Origin of the sequence: Alloprevotella tannerae ATCC 51259, from assembly GCF_000159995.1 — a bacterium.
GTDB classification, from domain to species: domain Bacteria; phylum Bacteroidota; class Bacteroidia; order Bacteroidales; family Bacteroidaceae; genus Alloprevotella; species Alloprevotella tannerae.
The window spans coordinates 1,399,994-1,423,115 of the sequence record NZ_GG700642.1 but is presented as its reverse complement, the minus strand read 5'-3'; the positions used below and the strand labels follow the sequence as shown (position 1 = coordinate 1,423,115).

Below are 23,122 nucleotides of genomic sequence, written 5' to 3'. Positions count from 1 at the left end.
AAATGCTTATTTCTTGTTGTCGTTGTTGAAGAATTGCCGCCAGTCGCTCTGCGTATTCTCGTTTGGCTTGCTGCTTTTTCGGCGCTCTCCGCGCGGTGCTTTACGCTCGCTGCGGCGTCCGGCATATTCCTCGCGGGCCGGCTTGCGCTTGCGGCCGCGTGCCTTTTCCTCGCCACCTTCGGGGTTAACCCTGTCGGCTGCATCTACGACAACGGGGCGGTTGCCTACCTTGACGCGTGCCATTTTCTTGAGCACGATCGGAGCATCCTCTTCAGGCACTTCAAAGAACGAGCAATTGTTGGTCAGATCTATACGTCCGATCTGTATTTTCCCCTTCACGTAGCGATTGATCAGATTGATGATCTCTCGCGCATAGAAGTTGTCGCGCTTACCTAAGTTGATGAAGAGCCGCGCATAACCCGGGTCGGCCTTGTGTGGGCCGCGCTCGCGCCGCTCGCTGCGATTGCGCTCTCGGCGAGCCTCCGGCGTGTCGCCCTTCCCACCCGGTTGGATGATCTCCGGCGCATTGGCATAATACTTAAGGAAGCGGCCGAAGGCATCGCTCACCAAGCGGCGTATGAGGTCCTCCTTAGAGAGCCAATCCAATTTGCGGAACACTTCCGGCAAGAACGGGGCAATTTGCGTTTCGTCGACTTCCACGTGCTCCAGGTGGTCCATCACGTGATACAATTGCTTCGTGCAAATCTCTTTCGGCTCGGGGAGCACGCCCACTTCAAACTGTTTACCGATCGTGCGCTCGATGTTGCGTATTTTGCCCTTCTCGCGCAAATGAATAATGGCGATGCTTGCGCCCCGCTTACCGATACGCCCCGTTCGACCACTGCGGTGAATGTAATTCTCAATGTCGTCGGGCATTCCGTAATTGATGACGTGTGTCAAGTCGTCAACGTCCAAGCCGCGCGCCGCCACGTCGGTAGCAATGAGCAGCTGCGTGTTGTGCTGGCGAAATTTCTGCATCGTCAAGTCGCGCTGCGCCTGCGAAAGATCGCCGTGGAGCGCCTCCGCGTTGTAGCCGTCTTTGATCAAAGCGTCGGCCACTTCCTGCGTCTCCAAGCGCGTGCGGCAAAAGATAATACCGTAGATCTTCGGATAATAGTCGACGATGCGCTTCAGTGCGTGATATTTATCGCGCGCTTGCACAAGATAATACGTATGATTGACGTTTTCAGCCCCTTCATTGCGTGAGCCGACCACGATTTCTTTGTGGTCGTGCAGATAATTTCGGGCAATGCGTTCGATCTCGCGACTCATCGTCGCGGAGAAAAACAGCGTGTTTCGATTCTCCGGAACGCCCGCCAAGATAGCATCGATGCTTTCCGTGAATCCCATATTCAGCATCTCGTCTGCCTCGTCAAGCACCACGTTCTCCACGTTCTCGAGTTTGGCCACGCCGCGCTCCATCAAGTCGATGAGGCGCCCCGGGGTCGCTACGATTACTTGCGCGCCGCGTTTCAGCGAGCGGATCTGGCTTTCAATACTCGTACCGCCATAAACAGCCTGCACGTGCAAGCCGTCAATGTATCGCGAATAGTCTTTCAAGTCATCGGCAATTTGCAGGCAGAGTTCTCGCGTCGGACTCAGGATCACGGCCTGCGTAGTGCGTTGCGTCGGATCTACCTTTTGCAAAACCGGAAGCCCGTAAGCCGCCGTTTTGCCTGTACCGGTCTGTGCTAATGCAATGACATCATTGCCCACTCCCAAAAGATATGGGATTACTTCTTCTTGCACAGGCATCGGGTTCTCATAACCGAGCTCGGCAATGGCGCGTCGAATCTCTTCGTTTACGCCTAATTCTTCAAAAGTCTTCAAATGGAATAATTAACTAATAGTTACGTGCGCAAAGGTACGAAATAATTCCTCAGCCTTTGCCAAATATGTACCGATTTGTTTTGTTTTCTAACAGATTATGATGCTATTCCGAGTTTTTAGGATCGATTTTTCCTCCTCGTTTAATGCAATAAAAGCTGCCGATTGGCGTCATAAAAACTACTGTCGGCTCGCTCCTGCCGCCTTTGTACGCCGTTTTCATCGCCTAAGAAGCGAGAAAATGAAGCCAATACCTTGTCCGCCCCGCCCAAAAGCCGTACCTTTGACAGATTAACCAAATATGCACACCCTTATGGAGCAATTGCTTCACTACGTATGGCGTCATCGCCTCTTTCCCCTGCGTCCGCTGACGACGCAAGGCGGCGAGCGCGTTGAAGTAATCGACGTTGGCCTTCCCAATCCCCATGATGGCCCCGATTTCTTCAATGCGAAAGTGAAGGTTGGTGCCACCTATTGGGCCGGCAATGTGGAGATCCACGACCGCGCCTCTGATTGGTTTCACCACGGCCACGATCGCGATCCGCATTATAATAATGTCGTGCTTCACGTTGTGCGTGAGGCGGACGCTCTCGCGCTGACGCAAGATGGCAAGCGCATTCCGCAGCTCCAACTCGAGGTGCCGGCTTACGTGGAGGCTAACTGCGCCGCCCTCTTTGCAGAAGAAAAATATCCGCCTTGCTTCCGCGTCCTGCCCGATCTGACGACGTTGCAGCGCACCTCGTGGCTGGCCGCCTTGGCCGCCGAGCGCTTGGAGCAGAAGAAGGCGCGCATCGACGACTATTTGCGACTGACCAATCGCGATTGGGAGCGCAGTTGTTTCGTCGCCTTGGCGCGCAACTTTGGCTTTGGCGTCAACGCTGAGGCCTTTGAACGCTGGGCGCTCAACATACCGCTCAGCGCCGTCGGCAAGCATCGCGACAACGCCTTCCAAGTCGAAGCCTTCTTCTTCGGACAAGCCGGTTTGCTTGATCCGCAAGCCACGCCACAAGAGCGGCAAGACGATTACTTCCGCAGCTTGGCCGACGAATACCGCTTCCTGCGCCACAAGTTTAGCTTGACGCCCTTGCCCCACGACTTATGGCGCTTTCTCCGGCTACGGCCGCAAAATTTCCCTCACGTGCGTATCGCGCAGCTCGTCAACCTTTACCATAGCAACCAAGTAAATCTCTCTCGCTTGCTCGAAGCCGCGTCTGCGGCTGACTTGCGCGCGCTGCTCCAAACGTCTGTGACGCCCTATTGGGAGACGCATTATACCTTCGGTCTCCCAAGTAAGGCCGCTCGAAAGGCGCTGCAGACGTCCGCCCTCGACCTTCTGTTGATCAATACCGCCGTGCCGCTGCTCTTCGCCTTTGGGCGCTCCCATCGCGACGAGCGTATGTGCGAGCGGGCTTTGCGTTTGATGGAGTCTGTTGCGCCCGAGCGCAACAGCATCGTAAAGGCTTGGGCCGATGTCGGACTCAAAGCGCGTTCTGCCGCGGAAAGTCAGGCGCTCCTCCGCCTCAAGCGCGACTATTGTCAGCGCAAGGCCTGCCTCGATTGTCGTTTTGGCGTAGCCTATTTGCAAATGGGGGCGCCCGAATCTGTCTGCCATCAGCCCAAACAATAATTTAATCATCTTAATATATATGTTTGACGTATGAAAACTGCTTTTGAACTCGAAATGAAGGTGCGCGATTATGAGTGCGACCTGCAAGGCATCGTTAATAATGCCGTTTACCAACATTATACCGAACATACGCGCGCCGAATATCTGCGCTCCCGCTTCGAAGGTATGGAAGCTTTGCACGAACAAGGCATCGATACCGTCGTAGCACGCTTGGAGATGGCTTTCAAAGCCCCTTTGCGCCCCGGCGATCGCTTCGTCTCGCGTTTGGGTATCAGAAAAGAAGGCCTGCGCTATATTTTTGAGCAGACGATCTGCCGCTTGCCTGATGAACAGGTGTGTATGCAGGCGCAGACGACGGTCGTCTGTCGCATCAATGGGCGTTTAGGCGATAGCCCGGCGCTCAATGAGGCGTTTCAAGCCGACTTTAGTGAGGTGAAATAGGCCTTGGGCTTTTCGCCCCTCTCTTTTATGTATGCTGATCAATGGAAAACACACAACCTACGACGGAAACGTTGAGCCTGATGACGCTCGGCGCATTGCCCGGTGTCGGCTTAAAAACGCTGCGCACCATCTTGGCGCGTTACAAGTCTGCCACGGCGGCGCTCGAGGCCTTTGCGCGGGGTGCTGAAGTCTGCGCTTGCTCGGCCGAAAATCTGGCTGAGGCGCGCCAATGGGCTGAAGCGGAAATGGCTTATTGCGAAGCTCACGCGGTAAGGATCTTGACGATGGCCGACGCGGATTATCCGGCGCGCCTACGCACTTGTGACGATGCGCCGCCTTATTTGTTTTATCGCGGAGCGGCCAATTTGAATGCAAAGTATGTCGTGGCCGTGGTCGGCACGCGCAACATTACGGAATACGGCAAGGACCTTTGCCGCCACCTCTGTCGAGATTTGGCCGATTTTTCGCCGGATGTGCTCGTCTTGAGCGGACTGGCTTACGGCGTCGACGTACACGCGCATCGGCAGGCCTTGGCGGCCAATTTGCCGACGGTGGGTGTGCTCGCGCACGGCTTGGATCGGCTCTACCCGTCGGCGCACCGCACGACGGCCATTGCGATGCTGAACAAGGGCGGTTTGCTCACGGAATATCCGCGCCTGACGGTGCCTGAGAAGGGGCGATTCTTGCAGCGCAATCGTATCGTGGCGGGGATGGCTGATGTGGTTGTCGTCGTGGAGAGCGGAATTCGCGGCGGCGCGCTCGCTACGGCGCGTTTGGCGCGTCAATATGAGCGCCCGGTATATGCCTTTCCGGGGCGTGCCAGTGATGAAATGTCGGCCGGATGTAATGCTTTGCTGCGCGATGGACGCGCCAAACTCATCACATCGGCCGAGGATCTCCTGTCCGACTGGCTCGGCGTGAAGGTTAAGGTGCAGGAGGCCTCGCCGGCGACTGATCTGTTTGCCGATTTGACCCGGAATGAGCAAAAGTTGATCGCCGTTTTGAAGCAGCACGATTGCCGGACGCTCGACCAGCTCGCTGCGGAGGCCGACTTGGCCCATTCGGTGGTGGCTTCGCTCTTGTTTGATTTGAATATGCGCGGGTTTGTCAAGACGCTTCCCGGTGGCGCTTACCGACTGGTGCGCTAAACTACAAGCGGCGCGCCGGTCTGCTGCCACCCAAGGTCGAAGGTGGGTGTAGGATGTGGCAATTCTTTTATCGTCAACGGCTGTTTGCAGCTGTCTGCGCTCATCTTTATGGCGTGGATGGCCGCTTTTTTATGCTGCCAATGCGTTTGCTGGGGCTTTGCGCCCTTGCGACGATCTTGTCGCTTGGCCGAGCGTTGTTTCGGCCTTGATTTTTGTAGCTGAAGGAGGATAATGGGGCGCGCTTCGGCGGCTTTTCAAATGATCAATGATCGGAAACTTTTTTGTCAAATCGTGCCGACTTGCTTTTTCATCGTGAGCGTAAAGATCTACGCTCACGAGGGGACGTTCTTTTTATCGTGATGAAAAGGGTGTGCGCTCACGATGAAAAAAGGTATTGCTACGTTTTCGCGAATAAAAAATAAGGCTGGAGACGTTATAAACAGACTTAAACTTCTTCGTTGAAGCCTTCCGGACGCTCAATGGTGGGCGTCGATAGGAGTGCGGCGGGTAGGCGGCCTTCGTCGCTCTCAATGTGTCGGCGCGAAGGGGGCGTCAGGGCGTAACTTTCTGCGTTGTAGTGCTCCCCAAAGCTCAGATCGAAATCGGCTTGTAGGAGTTGGCGGGCCAAGGCCGGACGCCCGCGAAACCCATGTATGACCCAGCGCTGCGTAGGGCGGTAGTGCTTGCGCAGGGCCAAGAGGCGGTCGAAGGCGCGCACGCAGTGGAGGATCAGGGGCTTGCCGTAGGCTTCACTCAAACGGACGTGGAGGGGGAAAAGTTGCTCTTGCACGGCCCAGTCTCCGCGCAAGCGGTCAAAACCACATTCGCCAAGGGCCACAACTTCGTCGCGCGCAGCCCAAAGTGGTAGTTGCTGCTGCAATTGTGCGAGTTCGGCGGGCGGCAAACTGCTCCACCAAGGATGAATCCCAACCGAATAGTACGCATCGGGGAGGGGCGCAAAAGGCGTTGCGCCCGACAAAATTTCAAGCGGCAGATTGACGATGGCCGAACCGGCCGGTGCGTCGAGGTGATGGGTATGAAAATCGAGCAAACGAGTCACGGGACGGGATCATATCCGCTTCCGCCCCACGGATGGCAGCGCAAGATGCGACGAATTGCTAACCAAAGGCCTTTGAAAAGCCCATGTTTCTGCAGCGCTTCAATAGCGTATTGCGAGCAGGTGGGCGTAAAGCGGCACGAAGGTGGCGTCAGCGGAGAAATAAAGCGTTGATAAAGGCGGATAGGAAGGATGAAAAGGCGTACAAGGTATTTCATGATGAAGCAGTTTCCTTTTCTACGATGCGCCGAAGCAGTTTTACCAATTGCGCTTCGACCTTTGCGGTGGGCAGTGTGCGATCTGAGAGCCAGAGAAAGGCGATGTGGAGTCCCTCATCGGGCGCAAGGATGGCGGGCAGGAGATCTTTGTGGTGGCGATAGGCTTCGCGCAGAAGGCGTTTGGCTCTGTTGCGGTCCACGGCGCGGCGCAACTTGCGCTTGGGTACGCTCAACAAAACTTTTATCGCGGGCTTGCTGCCCGGCTTTATGCGCCGATAGACGGCACGCAGCGGATAGACCGAGGCGGAGTGGGTACCCTCGGCAAAGAGCGATTCGATGTCTTTGGTCAAACAGAGGTGTTCGGCCTTACCAAAACTGTAGCGCTTCATTAAGGCAAAAGTACGGAAAACTATTCGATTGTCCGCCGCTCGTCGGCCGAAATTCGCCGCGGCGAAAGGGTTGAATAAAAAGAGCACCGGCGCTAAGATTGCTCAGCGCCGGTGCTTAAACCTAAGTATGTTTGTAAAATGAAGTGTTTCGTGTGTTATTTGTTTTCCTTCTCCAGATAGAGCTCTAAGCAAGCGGGCATCGAAGGCGCTTCAGGCGAAGGCGCAGCGACGGCAGGTTCGTAGCCACTGTCGGTAATCGCTTTGAGCGTGGAGCGGCCAAAGCATCCGAGCTTCACACCTTTTTCCCGGAAGTCGGGATAGTTCTCGCAGAGAATCTCAAAGCCGCTCGGGGTGAACGGAATCACGAGGTCGTAATCCTCAATCGCTTTGGGTAAATCGTTGCTCACGGTGCGATACATCACACACTCGGTATGGTTCAGCTTCTTCGCGTTGAGCGTTTCTTCTACTTCGTTGGTGTGGACGCTGCTCTGAGGAATGAGGTATTTTTCCGTCTTGTGCTTGGCCATTACCTGAACGAGGTCGGGCCATTTACCCGTTTGGCTAAAGAATACTTTACGCTTGCGATACTGAACGTATTTTTGGATGTATAAAGCGATCGTCTCGGAGAGCCCAAAGTATTTCATATCTTCCGGAACATTGACGCGTAGCTCTTTACACAAAGTAAAGAAGTGGTCAATTGCGTGGCGGGAAGTAAAAACGATAGCAGTATGGTCCAAGATTTGCACTTTCTGCTGGCGAAACTCTTTTGCGCTGAGTCCTTCTACTTTGATGAACGGGTGAAATATGATTTCGATGCCGTATTTCTTTTCTATATCAAAATAAGGAGACTTCTCGGACGTGGGGTAGGGCTGCGAAATGAGGATTTTTTTTATCATCGTTGACTTTGAATACTTACTCGATAGCAGTCAGACTGTTTAGCAAATAAACCAAGGCGCGCCACAAGGCGAACAGTGGTAGTATTTCCAGGGTGCAAAGGTACAAAATAATATGTACACCTGACATTCTATAGCCGGAAAAAATATGGAAAGCCTTGTAAGTCAGCATGAGTTTGTTGATACTGAGCAGTACGAGGACGATCATGGGGAGGGCGCTGAAGGAGAGATCGAAATAGACGACCAGCAAGGCGAGCGGGAAGAAGGCGATGCCGAGCGAGAAGACCGAGAGCAAGTAGGTCTTGCGCCAAGTGGAGATGACGTCGTGGTCGAAGAAGACGTTGTTGATCAAATAGTAGAGAATGATTTTCAATAGATAGAAGGCGGCAAAGATGCCGGAGGCCGCGAGCAGGATAGTATAGGGCGAAACGATGTTAAACACTTCCGGCAAACGATTCTGTACGAAGTCGAACGTCAGTATGCCAAGGACGAAACAAGTCTGTAAGATGAGGAAGAGTTGCCCGCGAAGCTCGGTGTCGGTGCGCTCGGTGAACATATTCCGATGGTCGTAAGGACGGAAGAAATGCTTGATGCTGTTGGCCAGATACCGCCGTGAACGAGCAATCACCAAGACGCCGAGGAAGAAATCGAGGAGTAGGGCAATAGTGACATAATTGTCCGTGCGAAAGCGATAAGGAACAGGGTCGCCCGCTATGCCTTGATCGTGATAAGGCGCTATCTCGGTGTGAGCGCGCAGGCTGTCGTCGAAATCGCTATGCAATAAAGCCTTTCCGTAGAGCCCGCGAATCATCGTCGAATCAGAGTTGAAGAGTCCGTCCTTAAGGTTTGCCGGCCGCACACTTGGTGCGCCTGCGAGTTGCGGCTCGGTATGTTCGACGAAGCCCGTATCCGCCTTGAGCGGCTCCATCTTGATGCGCGTATAGCGATTAGGTGCAGCCGTCGAGAACGCCTTTGCGGCGGTCTGACCTTGCTCTATTTGTAGACTGTCTTGCTGCACCATATTATATATGTATAGGAGGGGTGGGGAAGGACTGATCAAGTGAGCGCGGCAAACTTCTGCACGCGTTTATCCCAAAGCGGCGTGGTTTCCGCCAGCAGAATTGCCTCTTCCGGTGTGGCAGCTACGCGCCAAATGGCTTTGTGCCCTTCGCGCATAAAGCGCTCGTCGGCCGCACGGTCCAGTTGGGCCAACAGCGGATCATAATAGCCGCACGTATTGAGGATGATGATTGGCTTGAGGTAGAGGCCGAGTTGCTTCCACGTGATAATCTCTATCAATTCTTCGAGTGTGCCGACGCCGCCGGGCAGCGCGATGCAGGCATCCGATAAGTCGGCCAACTTTTCTTTGCGCTCGTGCATATCTGCCGTGATAAGGAGCGGCTGCGAAGGATGTTGCCAACCTTGCTCCACCATAAAGCGGGGAATAATGCCGAGCGCCTCTCCGCCGGCAGCGAGGCAGGCGTCGCACGAAGCGCCCATCAGGCCCATCCGTCCGGCGCCGTTGATCAGCGTGTAACCCTTTGCGGCCAAAAGGCGGCCAAGGGCTTGTGCGTTGTCGATGTAGGCTTGGCCCAATTGTCCGCTGGAGGCTGCGTAAACAGTGATCTTCATTCTTTTTTGATCTTGAAGTTCCGGCGAAGCATCAAGTGCGCTCGACGCTCCGCCGGCATATTGTCAGAGGCCGAAAGCGGCCTTTATTTTGTCAACGTAATCAAGTTTTTCCCAAGTAAAGAGTTCCACTTCGATCTGCTTGTCGGGTTGGCCTTTACATTTGAAAGTCTTGGTTTTGAAGCGCGGCTGATGCCCCATATGTCCGTGATTAGCCGTTTCGGTATAAATAGGCGTGCGGAGCTTGAGGCGCTCCTCGATGGCGTAAGGACGCAGGTCGAAGAGTGTGCGCACCTTTTCTGCAATTTCGCCGTCCGACAAGGCTACGCGTCGTTTGCCGTAGGTATTGACGTAGATGCTGATAGGCTCAGCGACGCCGATGGCATAACTCAACTGCACAAGAATTTCATCGGCAACGCCGGCTGCCACTAAGTTTTTCGCAATGTGGCGCGCTGCGTAGGCGGCGCTGCGGTCTACTTTCGAAGGGTCCTTGCCGGAGAATGCGCCGCCGCCGTGTGCGCCGCGGCCGCCATAGGTGTCGACGATGATCTTGCGGCCCGTGAGTCCGGTGTCGCCGTTAGGCCCGCCGATGACGAACTTTCCTGTTGGGTTGACTAAATATTTAATGTTGTCGGCGGCGAGCATTTGTTTGATTTCAGGCGTATGAACGCGCTCGGCAATGGTGCGCGGAATGAGTATTTCTATTACGTCGCGGCGAATACGGGCCAGCATCTGCTCATCGGCTGCTTCCTGTGAACCGGCTTCGGCAGCGGTGATAAATTCATCGTGCTGCGTCGAAACGAGAATGGTATCAATGCCCACGGCGCGATCGTTGTCGTCGTAGCGAACGGTCACTTGACTCTTCGCATCGGGACGAAGATAAGTCATCTCCTTGCCCTCGCGGCGGATGCGCTCGAGCGTGATCATTAAATCCGTGGCCAAGGATAGGGGCAGCGGCATATAATTGTCGGTCTCGTTGTTGGCATAGCCAAACATCATACCTTGGTCGCCGGCGCCTTGTTCTTCGGGCGACTGGCGGTCTACGCCGCGGTTAATGTCGTCGCTCTGCTCGTGAATGGCACTGAGAATGCCGCACGATTCGCTGTCAAACTTATAATCGGCTTTAGTGTAGCCAATGTGGGCCACCGTATCGCGGACAATGGTCGTAAGGTCGGCCCAAGCGTTAGAACGCACCTCGCCGGCCACGATGACTTGCCCGGTCGTGACCATTGTCTCGCAAGCAACGCGGCTATGCGGGTCAAAAGCCAATAAATTGTCTAAGACGGCGTCTGAGATCTGGTCGGCCACTTTGTCCGGATGGCCTGCCGAAACTGATTCTGATGTGAATAAATAACCCATTTTCCTTCTTTGCTTTTGTAGTGAATAGAATGTTACAGGAACTTGGGGCTGATGTCGTTCTGAAAAAATGAGCGCCTCCTCGGGAGTGGCGCCTACAAGTGTCGGGGCTGCTTCTTGGCAGCATTTCCCGGCATCGTTTTAGCATTTTTTCGAGAGGTTGCAAGCAGCCAAATCTGTCCTCTTTTGCTTTTTTCAGCGGCAAAGTTACGGCTTATCCTGCAAAGTAGCAAACAAACAACGGAAAAGCTTGTGAAAACTTATCTGCGCTTCCGCCGTGATGCCGACTCTTTTCGGGACATCTGATGGCTTAGCTCATTTATCGCCGCGGCTTTTTCTCGCGGGCTAATGATCGGGCTTCGCACTATACGAAAGCGCGACTAACGGCGGCTTCCGCTCTGATAAAAGCTACAGCAAACTCAGTTTGTGCTTAGCCTTTTAAGTATAGATAAGTGTCTATTTCGCGCTTTGCTTGTTGAAACAACAGTTCCAAGTAAGCGGACAAAAATCCCCATAGGAGGAATTAAAATTCGCATAGGCGGAAAAAAGTTCCCAACAAGTGGAGGTAATGCTTTCTGCTTGCAGCGCCGCCGCTTTATTGTTTTGTAAATGTATGAGTCCTACTAAACGAAGAAAACGAAAAGGCAAAAAATATGCGGTGAGGCAGCGATTGAAACAAAGAAAGTCGAGCGGAAATTTGAACTGCGCGAACCGAATAGTGTTTCGGTGTCGTTTTTTTCAAATTTCCGCTCGACTTGTTAAGATTTCGAGGCGGCTGTTGCGGCTGATTAAGGGGCGAGGGATGGTGCAGATCGGCCTGCTTGCCCATTGCGCCCTAAATCTTCGCAGATGCCAAGGCTTGCGCGGCGGTAAGTTTACCGCTCTGCAGGTCTGTCAATAAGAATCGAAGGCCCTGACATAGACGGCAAGGCGGCAAATTCCTCTGCCTCCATCGAGGTGCGCTTCTCTTTCGCCTCGAAGATACTATCCTTAAATTTGACCTCACGTTTGAGTTTCATTAAGGCCGCTTTGGCCGCCTTCTGCTGGCTTTCCTTTTTAGAGTAGCCGCTGCCTTTTCCGGCTTCTAAGCCTTCGAGGCGCACCGTCGTGTAGAAGACGGGGCCGTTGGAAGCATTATTTTCCGTGCGATCCAGTTTGAACTCGGCGCGCAATCGATTCTTTTGGCTCCATTCCAAGAGTTTACTCTTAAAATTCTCTTCCTTTTTCGCCACAGCCTCTAAGTTGATGTGAACACCTAAGATGCGCTTGGCAAAGAAGCGGTAGGCCGCGCGGTAACCTCGGTCCAAATATAAGGCGCCAAAGAACGCTTCGAAAGCATTGCCGCCAATATTACTATTGTGCGAGGTCGCCCGCATCGAAGTGCGTAGCAGTTTTGAAATACCCGTCTCCTCCGCCAACTGATTCAGCGTGGCCCGCTGTACGATTTTGCTTCGCGTGCCGGTGAGAAAGCCCTCGCGCTTGCGCTCGAAGCGGCGGAAGACGATGTCGCTAACTACCATTTCCAACACGGCATCGCCCAGAAACTCCAGGCGTTCATTGTTGACCGTGCGCCCGTTGCGTCCTTTGTATTCAGAAGAACTATGGGCAAAGGCAATGCGGTAATATTCGATGTCGTGCGGGTAGAAGCCGAGTATGTTGTAGACTTTGCGATAAAGCTCCTTGTCTTTGCGGAAAAGGAGCTTTATGCGGTCAATCCAATTCAGCATCATTGAGCGACATACTTCTTCATAATGCAGCACGCATTATGGCCGCCGAAGCCAAACGTGTTGCTCAAAGCGGCGCGCACAGGGCGCTCTTGCGCTTTGTTAAAGGTGAAGTTGAGGTTGTAGTCGATCTCGGGATCGTTGTCGCCTTCTTCGTGGTTGATGGTCGGCGGCACGATGTCCTCTTTTACAGCCATAGCCACCGCGATAGCTTCTAAACCGCCGGCTGCGCCGAGCAAGTGGCCCGTCATGGACTTCGTCGAGCTAATGTTGAGCTTATAGGCCGACTCACCAAAGACGTCGCGGATCGCTTTTACTTCGCTGATGTCGCCCACCGGCGTTGACGTTCCGTGCACATTGATGTAGTCAATTTCGTCAGGCTGCATGCCGGCATCTTTCAGTGCGCGCTTCATCACGAGCGTAGCGCCAAGTCCTTCCGGATGCGAAGCCGTGATGTGGTGCGCGTCAGCCGACATACCCACACCGGCCAGTTCGCAGATAATGTTTGCGCCGCGCGCCAAAGCGTGGTCGAGCGTCTCGAGTACGAGGCAAGCCGCTCCCTCGCCGATAACGAAACCATCGCGACTGGCCGAGAAAGGCCGACTGGCGTGTATGGGATCATCATTGCGCGTAGAGAGTGCGTGCATAGCGTTAAAGCCACCCACGCCGGCCGGCCAGATGCCCGCCTCAGCGCCGCCCGTAACGATTGCGTTTGCTTTGCCTAAGCGCAGCAGGTTAAACGCGTCGGCGATGGCGTTAGTTGAACTCGCGCAAGCTGAAGTTGTCGTATAGTTAGGCCCGTGAAAACCATAATCGATGGCGACTTGTCCGGCAGCGATGTCGGCAATCATCTTCGGAATAAAGAAAGGATTAAACTTCGGGCCGTCTTCTTCGTGAAGTGCATAGTTTCCGGCCTCCACTTCAAACGTGTTGATACCGCCGATGCCTACGCCGAGGATCACGCCGATCTCATTCTTGTCGACGGTTTCCAAGTCCATACCGCTGTTTTCTACAGCTTCGCGCGCCGCGATCAGGGCAAATTGTTCGTAGAGGTCCATTTTGCGCGCTGCCTTGCGGTCAATGTATTTCGTGACATCGAAATCTTTTACCTCGCAAGCAAACTGCGTCTTAAACTTCTCAGCATTGAAATGCGTGATAGGGCCTGCGCCGCTCACGCCTTTCTTCATGTTTTCCCACGTTTCGGCCGCCGTGTGTCCAAGTGGCGTAATGGCGCCCACACCGGTGACTACAACTCTATTTAATTCCATTGTTTGATTTTTGAAAAAATGAAATCCGCGCCGCGCATCAAGCTTGGCGGGCATAAAGAACAAAATAAAAGGAATGCTTCTGCCGATTCTTCGGCCGGGAAGATGCATCCGAGTCTGCCCCGAGGTATTAAAGTGACCGGCGATGATCGATCTTGCGAGCCGATCACCTTAATGCCCTGCCATCGTCTTTCTTTTGCAGCGCCTGAAGCGGCGTTTTGCAGTTGTGATGGCTGTGGCGGGTAGCGCTTAGCTTTGCAGTTGTAGGGCTCAAAGTCTGTCGGCGCCTGCAGTTTTGTCGGATTTCCCTGATAAAGCAGTAACGTTTAACGTCTTCAGGTCTCTCTCGCCGAAGCGAGCCGCCTGAAAACGTTAAACGTTATCTTATTAAAGAAGCATAGCTTACTTTGTGTGCTCTTCGATATAAGCGATTGCGTCGCCAACGGTGCTGATCTTTTCTGCTTGATCATCGGGAATAGAGATCTTAAACTCTTTCTCGAATTCCATGATCAGTTCTACCGTATCCAAAGAGTCTGCACCGAGATCGTTAGCAAAGCTTGCTTCCGGTTTAACTTCAGCTTCGTCTACGCTGAGCTTATCTACGATGATTGCTTTCACTTTATCTGCTATTTCAGCCATAATCGTGTGTTATTTAGTTGTTAATAATAGATTTCGATTCATCTGAATCGGCTGCAAAAGTAGCCTTATCTCTCAAAACGGACAAATCTTTTAGAAGAAAACTACTAAAAAACTGCACATTTTACACTTCAAAGTGCAGATTCAGGCGCGACTTTGCAGTTTTTTCGGCTTTCTGTGCGTCCGCAAAAGAAAGTCCGCAAACAGTTTCGAGCTGTTTGCGGAGGCTGCCGGCTTTATGTCAGGTTCAAACGGTTTGGTTTTTCGCCTGCCCCTCTATATAATATGTCTCTGCTTGCCGCAGTTTTTAGCGGCGAATGTATTTTTGGCCTTGAGCAATGTAAAATCCCTTGTAGGGCATTGAAATGCGCCGCCCCGCAAGGTCATATGCCACATCTTCGTCCACCTTTGTCGGCGCAATGGTCGGTTTTTCGAGTCCCGTGCTCGCCTCGCTGAAAGCTTCCATTATAATGGTGGGCGAGCAAACCTTGTTGCGCTCCGTGAAGGCCCCCATATCGTAGCCGCCGTTATAGCCATTGGGCGCTTCGGGCTCCCAATAGAAGACGCCGCGGCAGTCTGCATTTTCCGCCGCACGCCGTAGGAGCAAACTCAATCCGGCTTTGCCTTCCGCCGCACGCGTCACGTTGAAGCCCGTCTCCACAATCATCGTCGGCACGCCAAAAGTGCGCCGCACGAAGGCTATGTTCTGCATACAATGCTCAATCGCCGCACTGACATTCTGCTCATTATTATATTTGACCGCCGCATCCGGATAGAGCGACATCCCGACCATATCGAAGCGCGCCCCGTATTGCTTCAGCAAGTTGAGGTTCCATTTATATAAGTCTTGGTTAAAGCCATTGTCGAGGTGCACCAAGACGAGCGCATCGGCAAAGACGCTTTTCACGGCCGCGTAGCCGGCGTCGATGATGCCGGCATATTGCGCCGCCTGCTTCGATGCGCGGCCCACTTCCCACAGTAAGCCGTCGCTGGTCTCGTTGCCCACTTGCACCCACTTCGGACTCACGCCCGCCGCTTTCAGCGCTTGCAATACGCCGGTCGTATGCTGCTTCACGTCTGCTAAGATTTGCGCATACGTGTGGCTCTTCCACGCGGCGGGGATGTATTGTTTGCTTGGGTCGGCCCAACTATCGCTGTAATGGAAGTCGATCAGCACGTCCATACCCAGTTTCTGTGCGCGCAGGGCTTTGTTGACCACGTCTTCCGTGCCGCAAAAACCATCTTGGGGGTTCACCCAGACGCGCAGACGAATGGCCTGTAAGCCGAGTTCTTTCATCAGTGCGGTGCACTCCCGCGCTTCGCCGCGCGCATTGGCAAAACTGTAGCCCTTGGCCTCCATTTCTGTTACCCAACTAATGTCTGCACCTTTGTAGAAGGCGGTTCCTTTCGCCCTTGCGTCGTCTTTGGTTTCCTGCCTGTGCGTTTGCGGCGTTGCAGCGTAGAGTGGCGCGGCAAGCAGGAGGGCAATGCTGCCGAGAACGATGCGGCGCAGCGTGCTTTGCGTGCGCTTCGTGTAGTCTTTGATGATAAGTGTTGTCATTTGTTCGTCTTTTTAGTTTAATTTTCTTGTATATATCATCTCCCTATTTCGGGGTTCGAGATCGCATTGTCGCCTGCGCGTCGTCTTTGGAGCGTTGCGGGTGGCGTAGGCTTGTGGCGTGTCGGCTGAGGGTTGGTTTGTGGAGGGCAAAAGTGGCGGTTTCATCGTGTTATATGCCGCTTTTTATCCCCTTCCTTCGGCCTGCTTCAGCTTAGAATGCTTGGGGCGGCGCGCTTGCGCTTTTTGTGAGGAAGTAGACTGCGAAGATACAAAATTACGGGCAAAGTAGTGCGTCGGCAGTTTAATCTCTGCACGCGCCGGTGCCACTTCTTTTCGCTTCCGGTGCAAGCTGTAAACCGAAATTTCAACTTTTTGCACGGATTCATCGCAAGATTTGTTGCTGTCGATTGGCTTTCGTTCGCTGACGTCGCCTTTTTCTTCTCCTACATTTTCCTTCGCGCTTCCCACCGGTGGAGGCGTGAAGGCGGAGGGTTGATTCATTAAACGGAAAATGGCTGTTATGGACGAAAAAGGGTGCATTTATCGTGCACCAAACTCCGTTCGCCCATCGCCAACGTTTGTTTTCGGCGTGTGTCATCACGAGCGCAAACCTTTTTTCTCACGAGCATAAGCCTTTTTTATCGTGAGCGCAAACCTTTTTTCTCGTGATGAAAAAAGGACGAAAGGCGAGGTTGTGCCGGTTTTGCTCCGATTTGAGGGTCGGCTGTTGGTCTTTTTGGGTTATGAAAGTTTGATGAAGTGAAATAGCGGGCCGACTTACGCTGTGGCAAATTGGCTGTGCGCTTGGTCAATGGCCTTTTGCGAAAGAAAAATGGCCCTACAGAGGGCCACAGATTACGTGCGCCTCGCGCAGCAAGGCGGAAGCATCGAAAAAATGAGCGGCGATGCCGGCCGCGTATGAAATAGGGAGGCCGCGAGGGTTGCTCAATCAAGCGTCGGCCGCAGCATATTGCCTGACAAGTGGGCGCACGGCTTCGATTTGCTCAAAGAGCGCGTCGACCGTTTCAGCCCGCAGCAATGAGATGCGCTTCTCGCGGAAGTCGGGAATGCCTTTGAAGAGTGGCGTTGCAGCGATATGGCGGCGCACGTGGAGGATGCCGCGATATTCGTCGATGCGGTTGACGCTCTGCACGACTTGCGCTTTGAGCACATCCAGTTTCCAATCGGCCGAAAGCGGCTCGTAGCTGCTCTCAATGGCGTTGACGGGCGTATGATGTTGGTCGTGGACAGCGTCATACATCTCCTTGAAGATCCAAGGCCGACCAAAGGTGGCGCGGCCGACCATGCAGGCATCCACACCATAGTGCTCGAAAGCGCGGCGCACGTCTTCGCCGGTCGTCAAGTCGCCATTGCCGATGATGGGTATGTGTATGCGCGGATTGCGTTTGACTTCGCCGATCAGGCGCCAATCGGCCTCGCCCTTATACATTTGTGCGCGGGTGCGGCCGTGGATCGTTAGTGCACTGATTCCGCAATCTTGCAACTGCTCCGCCAGTTCGGTTATGATTTCATGCTCACTATCCCAGCCCAATCTGGTCTTGACGGTGACGGGAATCTTGACCGCCTCGACCACGCGCCGGGTAATTTCGAGCATCAGTGGGACGTTTTGCAGCAAACCCGCGCCCGCGCCTTTTCCGGCCACACGCTTCACGGGGCAACCAAAGTTGAGGTCCAATATATCCGGATGCGACGTCTCCTCAACTATCTTCGCCGCCTCCGCCATCGCATCGGGGAAGCGTCCATATATTTGTATGGCGACCGGCCGTTCAGCGTCGCTAACCGCCAATTTGTCCAAAGAGCGGCGCACATTGCGCACGAGGGCGTCGGAAGCAACAAATTCGGAGTAAGCCATCGCAGCTCCCATCTGCCGACAAAGCCTGCGGAAGCCGATGTCGGTCACGTCCTCCATCGGTGCAAGCAGTAGCGGGCTTTCGCCCAGATCAACGTTGCCTATTTTCATACCGTTTGTATCGCAGGAGGCGTCTTTCGCAACCAATATTTAAGTAGTAGAACGCCGATAATCAGCAGTAGGGCACCCCAAACTTCGGGATAAGCGTCAAGAAGGACCTTCTCCGATTTGTTAGTCGGGTCGAGGATGCTTATTACCGTACTCAAACCGTTGTTTAGAATGTGTGCCGCCAGACAAATTCGAATGTCTCCGAAGCGATAATACAAGATAGCCAGCACGATGCCTGAACCGATGGCCGGAATCATTTGTGCAAAATTGAGGTGATATAAGCCAAAGACCACGCCGGATACGATGATGGCAACGAGCGGTGAAGTCATGGTCTGCAAACGGCGCTGAAATACTTCGCGGAAAGCAAGTTCTTCGCCAAGAGGACCAAAGACTACGATGGCTAAAATGCCGGCCGGATTGGTTTTCATCTCATTAAAGACAGCTTCTATCCCACCGTCGTTCAAATCAAAACGCATCAAGATGAAGGCTGCAGAAAAGCTGATACAGAGAAAACTCAATAAAGCCGTGGTCGTCAGCGCCGGCGATAATTTGCGCTTGGCGTCGGTGAGCGGATGGCGAGACAGCTGCGTAAGTCTGTAGAAGAAATACAGCGAAAGATTGGAGCAGATCAAGGCCAAACCTAACATCGTCGGCATGTGTTCAATCGCGTGCGGATCAAAGGGCTTCCCTTGCAGCAAATTGGGGAGTACGCCGATGAAAAGGAAGACGGCGCCGAAAAAAGCTTGAAAGGCGTAGGGCATAATCAGCGCTACGATCAGCAAGCCTATTTGCATGGTTTTACTGGTTTGCATAGTCATTTAATATATGTAGGGTGTTGTCAGCATCTTGTTGTAATTGGTGGCGCAAGGTTTCGAGGGAATCAAAGCGTTGCTCGTCGCGGAGGCGGTGGACAAAGCTTAAGGTGAGTGCTTCGCCGTATGCGTTGCCCTCAAAACCGAACAGATGGGTCTCAATCGTGACCTTATTGCCATCGTTAAGGGTAGGGCGGAAGCCGATATTAAGCATTGCGGGATAGGTTTTGCCTCTGATTTCTGCAAAAACGGCATAAACGCCGCGCCCGGGCAGACATTTCTGGGGGTCATCCGGCTCCAAGTTGGCCGTAGGAAAGCCCAAGTCGCGCCCGATATGATGCCCCTCGACGACGTGCCCTTTCAAATCGTAGCGCCGTCCGAGACTGGAATTGACGCAGGCGATGTTGCCGGCCTCTAAACAGCGACGAATCAGCGACGAACTAAGGGTTAAGTCGTCGTTTTTATAGGCTTCGGCTTTCAAAACTTCGATGCCGAGCGAGGCGCCCAAGGCTTTGTAGGGCGCAAGGCCGACAAGGCGGTCGGAACCAAAGTGATGGTCGTAGCCCATTAGGAGTACGCTGACGCCCAACTTGTCGCGCAAAAAATATTGCATAAAGTCCTTAGCCGGCAACTTGGCCAAGGCGGGTGTAAAGTCTAATATGGTGCAGCAATCCATCCCACTTTCTGCGATGAAACCGAGCTTTTCTTCAGTGGTTGTCAGCATTTGCGGGCGATAACTGACGTCTAAAACGCGGCGCGGGTGAACGGAGAATGTGATAGCCATAGCCCATCCGCCGCGGCGGCGGGCTTCGTCGCGCACTTGTTTGAGCAAGTAGCGGTGGCCCAAGTGCACGCCGTCGAAAAATCCGACTGTGGCGACGATCGGCGTGGCTGAATGAAGCGGCTGCCGAATCGGCTGAGTTTGATCAAAGTCTTTAATAACCAGCATTCGCTTCGTCTTTTAAGCGACCGGCATCGTCGAAAAGTTGCATCCAACTGCCGTCGGTCGGCGTATGGAAAGCGCGCAGTCCTTCTCGACGCGCGGCTTCGCAATTAGCGGCCGCATCATCAAAAAAGAGGACCTCCTCGGGCCGACAATGGAGCGCTTCGACGGCCTTTTGGAAAATCTCCGGCGCAGGCTTCTCCACGCCCATCTCAAACGAGAGAAAAGTTTCGTCGAAGAAGTCTGAGACGGTGTGGCCCTGTTGTTCGATAAATTCCGTCCGAGCTTTCCCCCAAGAAAGCGGGTTCGTGTTGCTCAAAAGGGCGATGCGGTAGTGGCGCCGCGCCTTCAAAATCAGCTCCAGCCGCTCCTGCGGCAAACGTACCAAGAGCCTGCACCACGCCGCGGCGATCTCGTCGTCGGTAAGATCCGACTTGGTTGATAAGGCGCGCATCTTGCTTAGCATCGTTTCCGTGTTGATCTTGCCGCTTTCGTAGTCGGAAAGAAATCCCGCTTGTCGCGCTGAATCCAAATAAGGACGCAAATCTATCCCGATTTGATCAAAGCCGGCGAGCGTAAGGTCCAAATCAAGGTCGACCAAGACCCCGCCCACATCAAAAAGGAGTACCATATTTATTTATGCGTTTTTAGCGTTTTCATCACAATGTTCGATGCGGTAGAGTTTATCTGAAGGGCGCACACGCTCAGATATAGGAATTGAAATATGCTGTCCCTTTTCCGCATGATCAACGGGCTGCAAATCGTATCTGATCTCTGTCGCCTCAAAATAAACAGCGCCCGTTGAAGGGCCGACGACAAGAAGTTTGTCGCCTTTGTTGATGGATCCGGCCTCGAGCTTAAACTCCGCCACGCCCAACTTTGAATAATATTTTACGCCCTTGCCGACATAAACTTTCCGCTCTGTGGCTTCCGAGCCGTACTTCTCGCTCCATTCGCCCAACTTCCGACCTAAATAATAGCCGTCCCAGAATCCGCGATTAAAAACTGTGGCGAGGCGTTCATCCCATTCGGCCGTTTTTTCAGAAGAGAAGGTTCCGTCGACAACAGCTTCGAGCGCCTCTTTATAACAGCTGACGACGGTCGATACGTATTCCGCACTGCGCGCACGCCCTTCGATTTTGAAAACACGAACGCCCGCTGCATACATTTTATCGATGAATCCGATCGTTTTTAAGTCTTTCGGACTCATAATATACTTGTTGTCCACGTCCAGTTCGACGCCGGTTTCGCGGTCGCGCACTGTATAGCCGCGGCGGCAGACTTGCATACATTCGCCCCGGTTCGCACTGCGGCCGAGGTTGTCCAACGACAGATAACATTTGCCGCTAATCGCCATACACAAAGCCCCGTGGCAGAACATTTCGATGCGAATCCGTTCGCCCGAGGGGCCGCAGAGGTTTTCTGCGACAATCCGGTCGTGGATTTCCTTCACCTGCTCTAAATTTAGTTCCCGCGCCAAGACCACAACGTCCGCATAATGCGCATAAAACTTCAAAGCATCGATGTTCGAAATGTTCAATTGCGTCGATAGATGCACCTCTTGCCCGATTTCCCGGCAGTAAGTCAAGACGGCCACGTCCGCCGCAATGACCGCCGAGATCGAAGCCGCCTTTGCCGCATCGCAAATCTCGTGCATCAGCGCCAAATCTTCGCCATATATAATCGTGTTAACCGTCAAGTAAGTCTTGACGCCGCGCGCCTCACACGTCGAAGCAATCTCTTTCAAGTCGTCTATCGTGAAGCGATTGGCCGAATGAGCGCGCATATTCAGCGCCTCTATGCCGAAGTAGATCGAATCTGCGCCGGCTTGCAAGGCGGCCGCCAGACTCTCGCGTGAGCCTACGGGCGCCATTATCTCATAATCTTTCTGCATCGTCTTTCTGCTTAATTTTTTGAGGGCCGATCAGCAGCCTTCACTTACGGGATAGACGAGGTTGCGTGCCGTTATTTCTTCGAGCGTTTCCTCTACATACTTACGTGCTTCAGCGCGAGCGCCGTCTAAGTCGTGCAATTGCCAATTGCCGCAATCTTTCGCGTTAGCCCCCGGTATTTCGTCGTCAAAATCTGCCACGAACGCAAAACCGCGGCGCAGCAAGTCGACCATATCCTTCGAACTCAAATCGCCGCGCACCAACAAATAAAAACCTGTCAGGCAACCCATCGGGCCCCAATAAATGATTCGATCGCGCCATTCCGCATCATTGCGCAAGAAAGTAGCCATCAAGTGTTCGATGGTGTGCGCTGCGGCCGGCGTCATCACCGGTTCAGCGTTGGGGCGCTTGAGGCGGACATCGAAAGTCGTAATTACTTCTACGCCCACACGATCTTTGCGCGAAACGTATATGCCGCGCTCCAAGCGCGTATGATCTATCGTAAAGCTGGGTATCTTCTGCATCTCTTTTTTACAATTTTCGGCAGCACCCGAAGGCGTTGCCGTGCTATTTTTGTGCAAAAATACAATTTGAAGTACAAACAAAAAAGCGCAATAGTCTGTTTTTCATCTCCGCTTGTCGTATCTTTGCAGCCGATACCCCATAATAAAAACCACGTGATTGTAGATATTATTTTCATCGTCCTTGGAATGGTTGCCGTCGTTTGGGGCGCCGACCGCTTTACTGACGGCGCGAGCTCCATCGCCACGCGTCTCAATGTGCCGCAAATCATTATTGGCCTCACGGTCGTAGCCTTTGGCACCTCGCTGCCCGAGTTTTGCGTCAGCTTTGTTTCAGCCCTCAAGGGGACGCCCGGATTAGCCGTTGGCAATGTCGTGGGTAGCAATATCTTCAATTCGCTTTTGATCGTCGGTGCTACGGCTGCCATCTCCCCAATGCTGATGCGGCCCTCATTAGTGAAGCGCGATATGCCCATGTTGTTTGGCATTTCACTCATCTTCCTCCTCCTCGTGTGGGACGGCTTCTTGTCGCGCATCGACAGCTTGCTGCTCTTACTCATCTTTGTGGCCTATATGGGGCAGGCTATTCGCCAAGCCAAAGTCGGAGAGGCCGAAGGCAACGCATCGCCGCGCTATGGCCGTTGGGGAAGTTGGCTTTTTGTCATCATCGGACTGGCTTGCTTGATCGTAGGTAGCAATATCTTCGTCAGTGGCGCTTCCGGCGTAGCCCACAGGTTGCACGTCTCCGAAGCCGTCATTGGTTTGACCGTCGTCGCTGGCGGCACGTCGCTCCCCGAGTTGGCCACCAGCATCATTGCCGCGCGAAAGGGACAAACGGACATTGCCCTTGGCAACGTCATTGGCAGCAATTTGTTTAACATCCTCTTTATTCTCGGTGCGACGGGCGCTGTTTCGCCCATGTACTTAGGCGGTGTGACGATGATCGACTTTGCTGTGCTGATCGGCAGTACGGTATTGTTGTGGTGCTTCTCGGCTACGAAGCTCCGCCTCGACCGTTGGGAGGGCGTTACGCTCTTAATCGTTTTCGTAGGTTACATGAGCTGGCTCATCTATTCGGCCTAAAGTCGCGCAGGCGGCCTTTGCAAGGCCTCGAAGGCTCGCTTCCTTTTTTGCAGCCTCGGCCGGTAAAGGCTTCCGCCTCATTTTTCGATCATAAAATACAGACAATCGGTCCTCTTTGCCGG

At 53.5% G+C, this 23,122-nt stretch carries 24 protein-coding genes; 5 read left to right on the top strand and 19 right to left on the bottom strand.

The window, feature by feature from the left end; genetic code table 11:
- Nucleotides 1–6: 6 nt before the first annotated feature.
- Nucleotides 7–1,830: a DEAD/DEAH box helicase gene (locus GCWU000325_RS06030; protein ID WP_006255393.1), complete on the bottom strand. Its 1,824-nt coding sequence runs from the start codon at nt 1,828–1,830 to the stop codon at nt 7–9.
- Nucleotides 1,831–2,140: 310 nt separating this feature from the next.
- Between GCWU000325_RS06030 and GCWU000325_RS06025 the strand changes: the two genes are divergently transcribed.
- Genes GCWU000325_RS06025 through dprA form a run of 3 tightly spaced genes read left to right on the top strand, consistent with a single transcriptional unit; the run spans nt 2,141 to nt 5,043 of the window.
- On the top strand, nt 2,141–3,454 hold the full coding sequence (locus GCWU000325_RS06025; RefSeq protein WP_154646591.1) for a DUF2851 family protein: 1,314 nt from the start codon (nt 2,141–2,143) through the stop codon (nt 3,452–3,454).
- Nucleotides 3,455–3,484: 30 nt separating this feature from the next.
- Nucleotides 3,485–3,895, top strand: coding sequence for an acyl-CoA thioesterase (locus GCWU000325_RS06020; RefSeq protein WP_006255390.1), 411 nt, complete (start codon nt 3,485–3,487; stop codon nt 3,893–3,895).
- Between the two features lie 41 nt (nt 3,896–3,936).
- Entirely contained in the window at nt 3,937–5,043 is a 1,107-nt protein-coding gene (gene dprA, locus GCWU000325_RS06015; RefSeq protein WP_006255389.1) for a DNA-processing protein DprA, read from the top strand.
- A gap of 445 nt (nt 5,044–5,488) precedes the next feature.
- On the opposite strand, the gene GCWU000325_RS06005 is transcribed toward dprA, so the two are convergent.
- From GCWU000325_RS06005 to fabF, 9 genes are all read right to left on the bottom strand, one after another.
- Nucleotides 5,489–6,103 (bottom strand): TatD family hydrolase, encoded by a 615-nt coding sequence (locus GCWU000325_RS06005; protein WP_006255387.1) that lies wholly within the window; start codon nt 6,101–6,103, stop codon nt 5,489–5,491.
- A complete protein-coding gene (gene yidD / locus GCWU000325_RS06000) occupies nt 6,100–6,318 on the bottom strand; it encodes a membrane protein insertion efficiency factor YidD (protein WP_006255386.1) in 219 nt (72 codons plus the stop codon). Before yidD ends, GCWU000325_RS06005 begins: the two co-directional genes overlap by 4 nt.
- Nucleotides 6,315–6,707 (bottom strand): ribonuclease P protein component, encoded by a 393-nt coding sequence (locus GCWU000325_RS05995; RefSeq protein WP_006255385.1) that lies wholly within the window; start codon nt 6,705–6,707, stop codon nt 6,315–6,317. The genes yidD and GCWU000325_RS05995 overlap by 4 nt, the downstream gene beginning before the upstream one ends.
- Before the next feature lie 155 nt (nt 6,708–6,862).
- Nucleotides 6,863–7,603 (bottom strand): uroporphyrinogen-III synthase, encoded by a 741-nt coding sequence (locus tag GCWU000325_RS05990; RefSeq protein ID WP_006255384.1) that lies wholly within the window; start codon nt 7,601–7,603, stop codon nt 6,863–6,865.
- 16 nt (nt 7,604–7,619) lie between these two features.
- Nucleotides 7,620–8,621 (bottom strand): DUF4271 domain-containing protein, encoded by a 1,002-nt coding sequence (locus GCWU000325_RS05985; RefSeq protein ID WP_006255383.1) that lies wholly within the window; start codon nt 8,619–8,621, stop codon nt 7,620–7,622.
- 35 nt (nt 8,622–8,656) lie between these two features.
- Complete coding sequence (locus tag GCWU000325_RS05980; RefSeq protein ID WP_006255382.1) at nt 8,657–9,232, bottom strand: LOG family protein; 576 nt, start codon at nt 9,230–9,232, stop codon at nt 8,657–8,659.
- Nucleotides 9,233–9,295: 63 nt separating this feature from the next.
- Complete coding sequence (gene metK, locus GCWU000325_RS05975; RefSeq protein ID WP_006255381.1) at nt 9,296–10,588, bottom strand: methionine adenosyltransferase; 1,293 nt, start codon at nt 10,586–10,588, stop codon at nt 9,296–9,298.
- Nucleotides 10,589–11,460: 872 nt separating this feature from the next.
- On the bottom strand, nt 11,461–12,315 hold the full coding sequence (rnc, locus tag GCWU000325_RS05970) for a ribonuclease III (RefSeq protein WP_006255377.1): 855 nt from the start codon (nt 12,313–12,315) through the stop codon (nt 11,461–11,463).
- The gene (fabF, locus tag GCWU000325_RS05965; RefSeq protein ID WP_040599396.1) at nt 12,312–13,577 is read right to left on the bottom strand and encodes a beta-ketoacyl-ACP synthase II; all 1,266 of its coding nucleotides are present in this window, start codon (nt 13,575–13,577) and stop codon (nt 12,312–12,314) included. Before fabF ends, rnc begins: the two co-directional genes overlap by 4 nt.
- Nucleotides 13,578–13,580: 3 nt before the next feature.
- On the opposite strand from fabF, the gene GCWU000325_RS11985 reads away from it, so the two are divergent.
- A complete protein-coding gene (locus GCWU000325_RS11985; RefSeq protein ID WP_154646590.1) occupies nt 13,581–13,820 on the top strand; it encodes a hypothetical protein in 240 nt (79 codons plus the stop codon).
- A 156-nt stretch (nt 13,821–13,976) separates the two neighbouring features.
- Here GCWU000325_RS11985 and GCWU000325_RS05960 read toward each other — a convergent pair whose 3' ends face one another.
- The 9 genes from GCWU000325_RS05960 to GCWU000325_RS05920 all read right to left on the bottom strand — a co-directional run bounded on the left by GCWU000325_RS05960 (nt 13,977) and on the right by GCWU000325_RS05920 (nt 21,920).
- The gene (locus tag GCWU000325_RS05960) at nt 13,977–14,213 is read right to left on the bottom strand and encodes an acyl carrier protein (protein ID WP_006255374.1); all 237 of its coding nucleotides are present in this window, start codon (nt 14,211–14,213) and stop codon (nt 13,977–13,979) included.
- Between the two features lie 304 nt (nt 14,214–14,517).
- A complete protein-coding gene (locus GCWU000325_RS05955; protein ID WP_006255373.1) occupies nt 14,518–15,771 on the bottom strand; it encodes a glycosyl hydrolase 53 family protein in 1,254 nt (417 codons plus the stop codon).
- Nucleotides 15,772–15,954: 183 nt separating this feature from the next.
- A complete protein-coding gene (locus tag GCWU000325_RS05950) occupies nt 15,955–16,272 on the bottom strand; it encodes a hypothetical protein (protein WP_006255372.1) in 318 nt (105 codons plus the stop codon).
- Nucleotides 16,273–16,720: 448 nt separating this feature from the next.
- Nucleotides 16,721–17,752: a tRNA dihydrouridine synthase DusB gene (gene dusB / locus GCWU000325_RS05945; protein ID WP_006255370.1), complete on the bottom strand. Its 1,032-nt coding sequence runs from the start codon at nt 17,750–17,752 to the stop codon at nt 16,721–16,723.
- Nucleotides 17,749–18,561, bottom strand: a complete 813-nt coding sequence (locus GCWU000325_RS05940; RefSeq protein WP_006255369.1) for a CPBP family intramembrane glutamic endopeptidase — start codon at nt 18,559–18,561, stop codon at nt 17,749–17,751. Before GCWU000325_RS05940 ends, dusB begins: the two co-directional genes overlap by 4 nt.
- Nucleotides 18,548–19,510 carry a bifunctional riboflavin kinase/FAD synthetase gene (locus GCWU000325_RS05935; RefSeq protein WP_006255368.1) on the bottom strand — a complete coding sequence of 321 codons (963 nt, stop codon included), beginning with the start codon at nt 19,508–19,510 and terminating at the stop codon, nt 18,548–18,550. Before GCWU000325_RS05935 ends, GCWU000325_RS05940 begins: the two co-directional genes overlap by 14 nt.
- Nucleotides 19,497–20,135, bottom strand: coding sequence for an HAD-IA family hydrolase (locus GCWU000325_RS05930; protein WP_006255367.1), 639 nt, complete (start codon nt 20,133–20,135; stop codon nt 19,497–19,499). Before GCWU000325_RS05930 ends, GCWU000325_RS05935 begins: the two co-directional genes overlap by 14 nt.
- A 6-nt stretch (nt 20,136–20,141) precedes the next feature.
- On the bottom strand, nt 20,142–21,398 hold the full coding sequence (locus GCWU000325_RS05925) for a U32 family peptidase (RefSeq protein ID WP_006255366.1): 1,257 nt from the start codon (nt 21,396–21,398) through the stop codon (nt 20,142–20,144).
- Nucleotides 21,399–21,428: 30 nt separating this feature from the next.
- The gene (locus tag GCWU000325_RS05920; protein ID WP_040599392.1) at nt 21,429–21,920 is read right to left on the bottom strand and encodes an S-ribosylhomocysteine lyase; all 492 of its coding nucleotides are present in this window, start codon (nt 21,918–21,920) and stop codon (nt 21,429–21,431) included.
- Between the two features lie 153 nt (nt 21,921–22,073).
- Between GCWU000325_RS05920 and GCWU000325_RS05915 the strand changes: the two genes are divergently transcribed.
- The gene (locus GCWU000325_RS05915) at nt 22,074–23,000 is read left to right on the top strand and encodes a calcium/sodium antiporter (protein WP_040599003.1); all 927 of its coding nucleotides are present in this window, start codon (nt 22,074–22,076) and stop codon (nt 22,998–23,000) included.
- Nucleotides 23,001–23,122 lie beyond the last annotated feature (122 nt).

Coding starts and splice junctions, on each gene's coding strand:
- GCWU000325_RS05920 (WP_040599392.1), bottom strand. CDS start 21,920: ATGCAGAAGATACCCAGCTTTACGATAGATCATACGCGCTTGGAGCGC.
- rnc (WP_006255377.1), bottom strand. CDS start 12,315: ATGATGCTGAATTGGATTGACCGCATAAAGCTCCTTTTCCGCAAAGAC.
- GCWU000325_RS05940 (WP_006255369.1), bottom strand. CDS start 18,561: ATGCAAACCAGTAAAACCATGCAAATAGGCTTGCTGATCGTAGCGCTG.
- GCWU000325_RS05960 (WP_006255374.1), bottom strand. CDS start 14,213: ATGGCTGAAATAGCAGATAAAGTGAAAGCAATCATCGTAGATAAGCTC.
- GCWU000325_RS05980 (WP_006255382.1), bottom strand. CDS start 9,232: ATGAAGATCACTGTTTACGCAGCCTCCAGCGGACAATTGGGCCAAGCC.
- metK (WP_006255381.1), bottom strand. CDS start 10,588: ATGGGTTATTTATTCACATCAGAATCAGTTTCGGCAGGCCATCCGGAC.
- GCWU000325_RS05985 (WP_006255383.1), bottom strand. CDS start 8,621: ATGGTGCAGCAAGACAGTCTACAAATAGAGCAAGGTCAGACCGCCGCA.
- GCWU000325_RS06020 (WP_006255390.1), top strand. CDS start 3,485: ATGAAAACTGCTTTTGAACTCGAAATGAAGGTGCGCGATTATGAGTGC.
- GCWU000325_RS05950 (WP_006255372.1), bottom strand. CDS start 16,272: ATGAATCAACCCTCCGCCTTCACGCCTCCACCGGTGGGAAGCGCGAAG.
- dprA (WP_006255389.1), top strand. CDS start 3,937: ATGGAAAACACACAACCTACGACGGAAACGTTGAGCCTGATGACGCTC.
- GCWU000325_RS05995 (WP_006255385.1), bottom strand. CDS start 6,707: ATGAAGCGCTACAGTTTTGGTAAGGCCGAACACCTCTGTTTGACCAAA.
- dusB (WP_006255370.1), bottom strand. CDS start 17,752: ATGAAAATAGGCAACGTTGATCTGGGCGAAAGCCCGCTACTGCTTGCA.
- GCWU000325_RS05955 (WP_006255373.1), bottom strand. CDS start 15,771: ATGACAACACTTATCATCAAAGACTACACGAAGCGCACGCAAAGCACG.
- GCWU000325_RS05990 (WP_006255384.1), bottom strand. CDS start 7,603: ATGATAAAAAAAATCCTCATTTCGCAGCCCTACCCCACGTCCGAGAAG.
- GCWU000325_RS05930 (WP_006255367.1), bottom strand. CDS start 20,135: ATGGTACTCCTTTTTGATGTGGGCGGGGTCTTGGTCGACCTTGATTTG.
- GCWU000325_RS05935 (WP_006255368.1), bottom strand. CDS start 19,510: ATGCTGGTTATTAAAGACTTTGATCAAACTCAGCCGATTCGGCAGCCG.
- yidD (WP_006255386.1), bottom strand. CDS start 6,318: ATGAAATACCTTGTACGCCTTTTCATCCTTCCTATCCGCCTTTATCAA.
- fabF (WP_040599396.1), bottom strand. CDS start 13,577: ATGGAATTAAATAGAGTTGTAGTCACCGGTGTGGGCGCCATTACGCCA.
- GCWU000325_RS05925 (WP_006255366.1), bottom strand. CDS start 21,398: ATGCAGAAAGATTATGAGATAATGGCGCCCGTAGGCTCACGCGAGAGT.
- GCWU000325_RS06025 (WP_154646591.1), top strand. CDS start 2,141: ATGGAGCAATTGCTTCACTACGTATGGCGTCATCGCCTCTTTCCCCTG.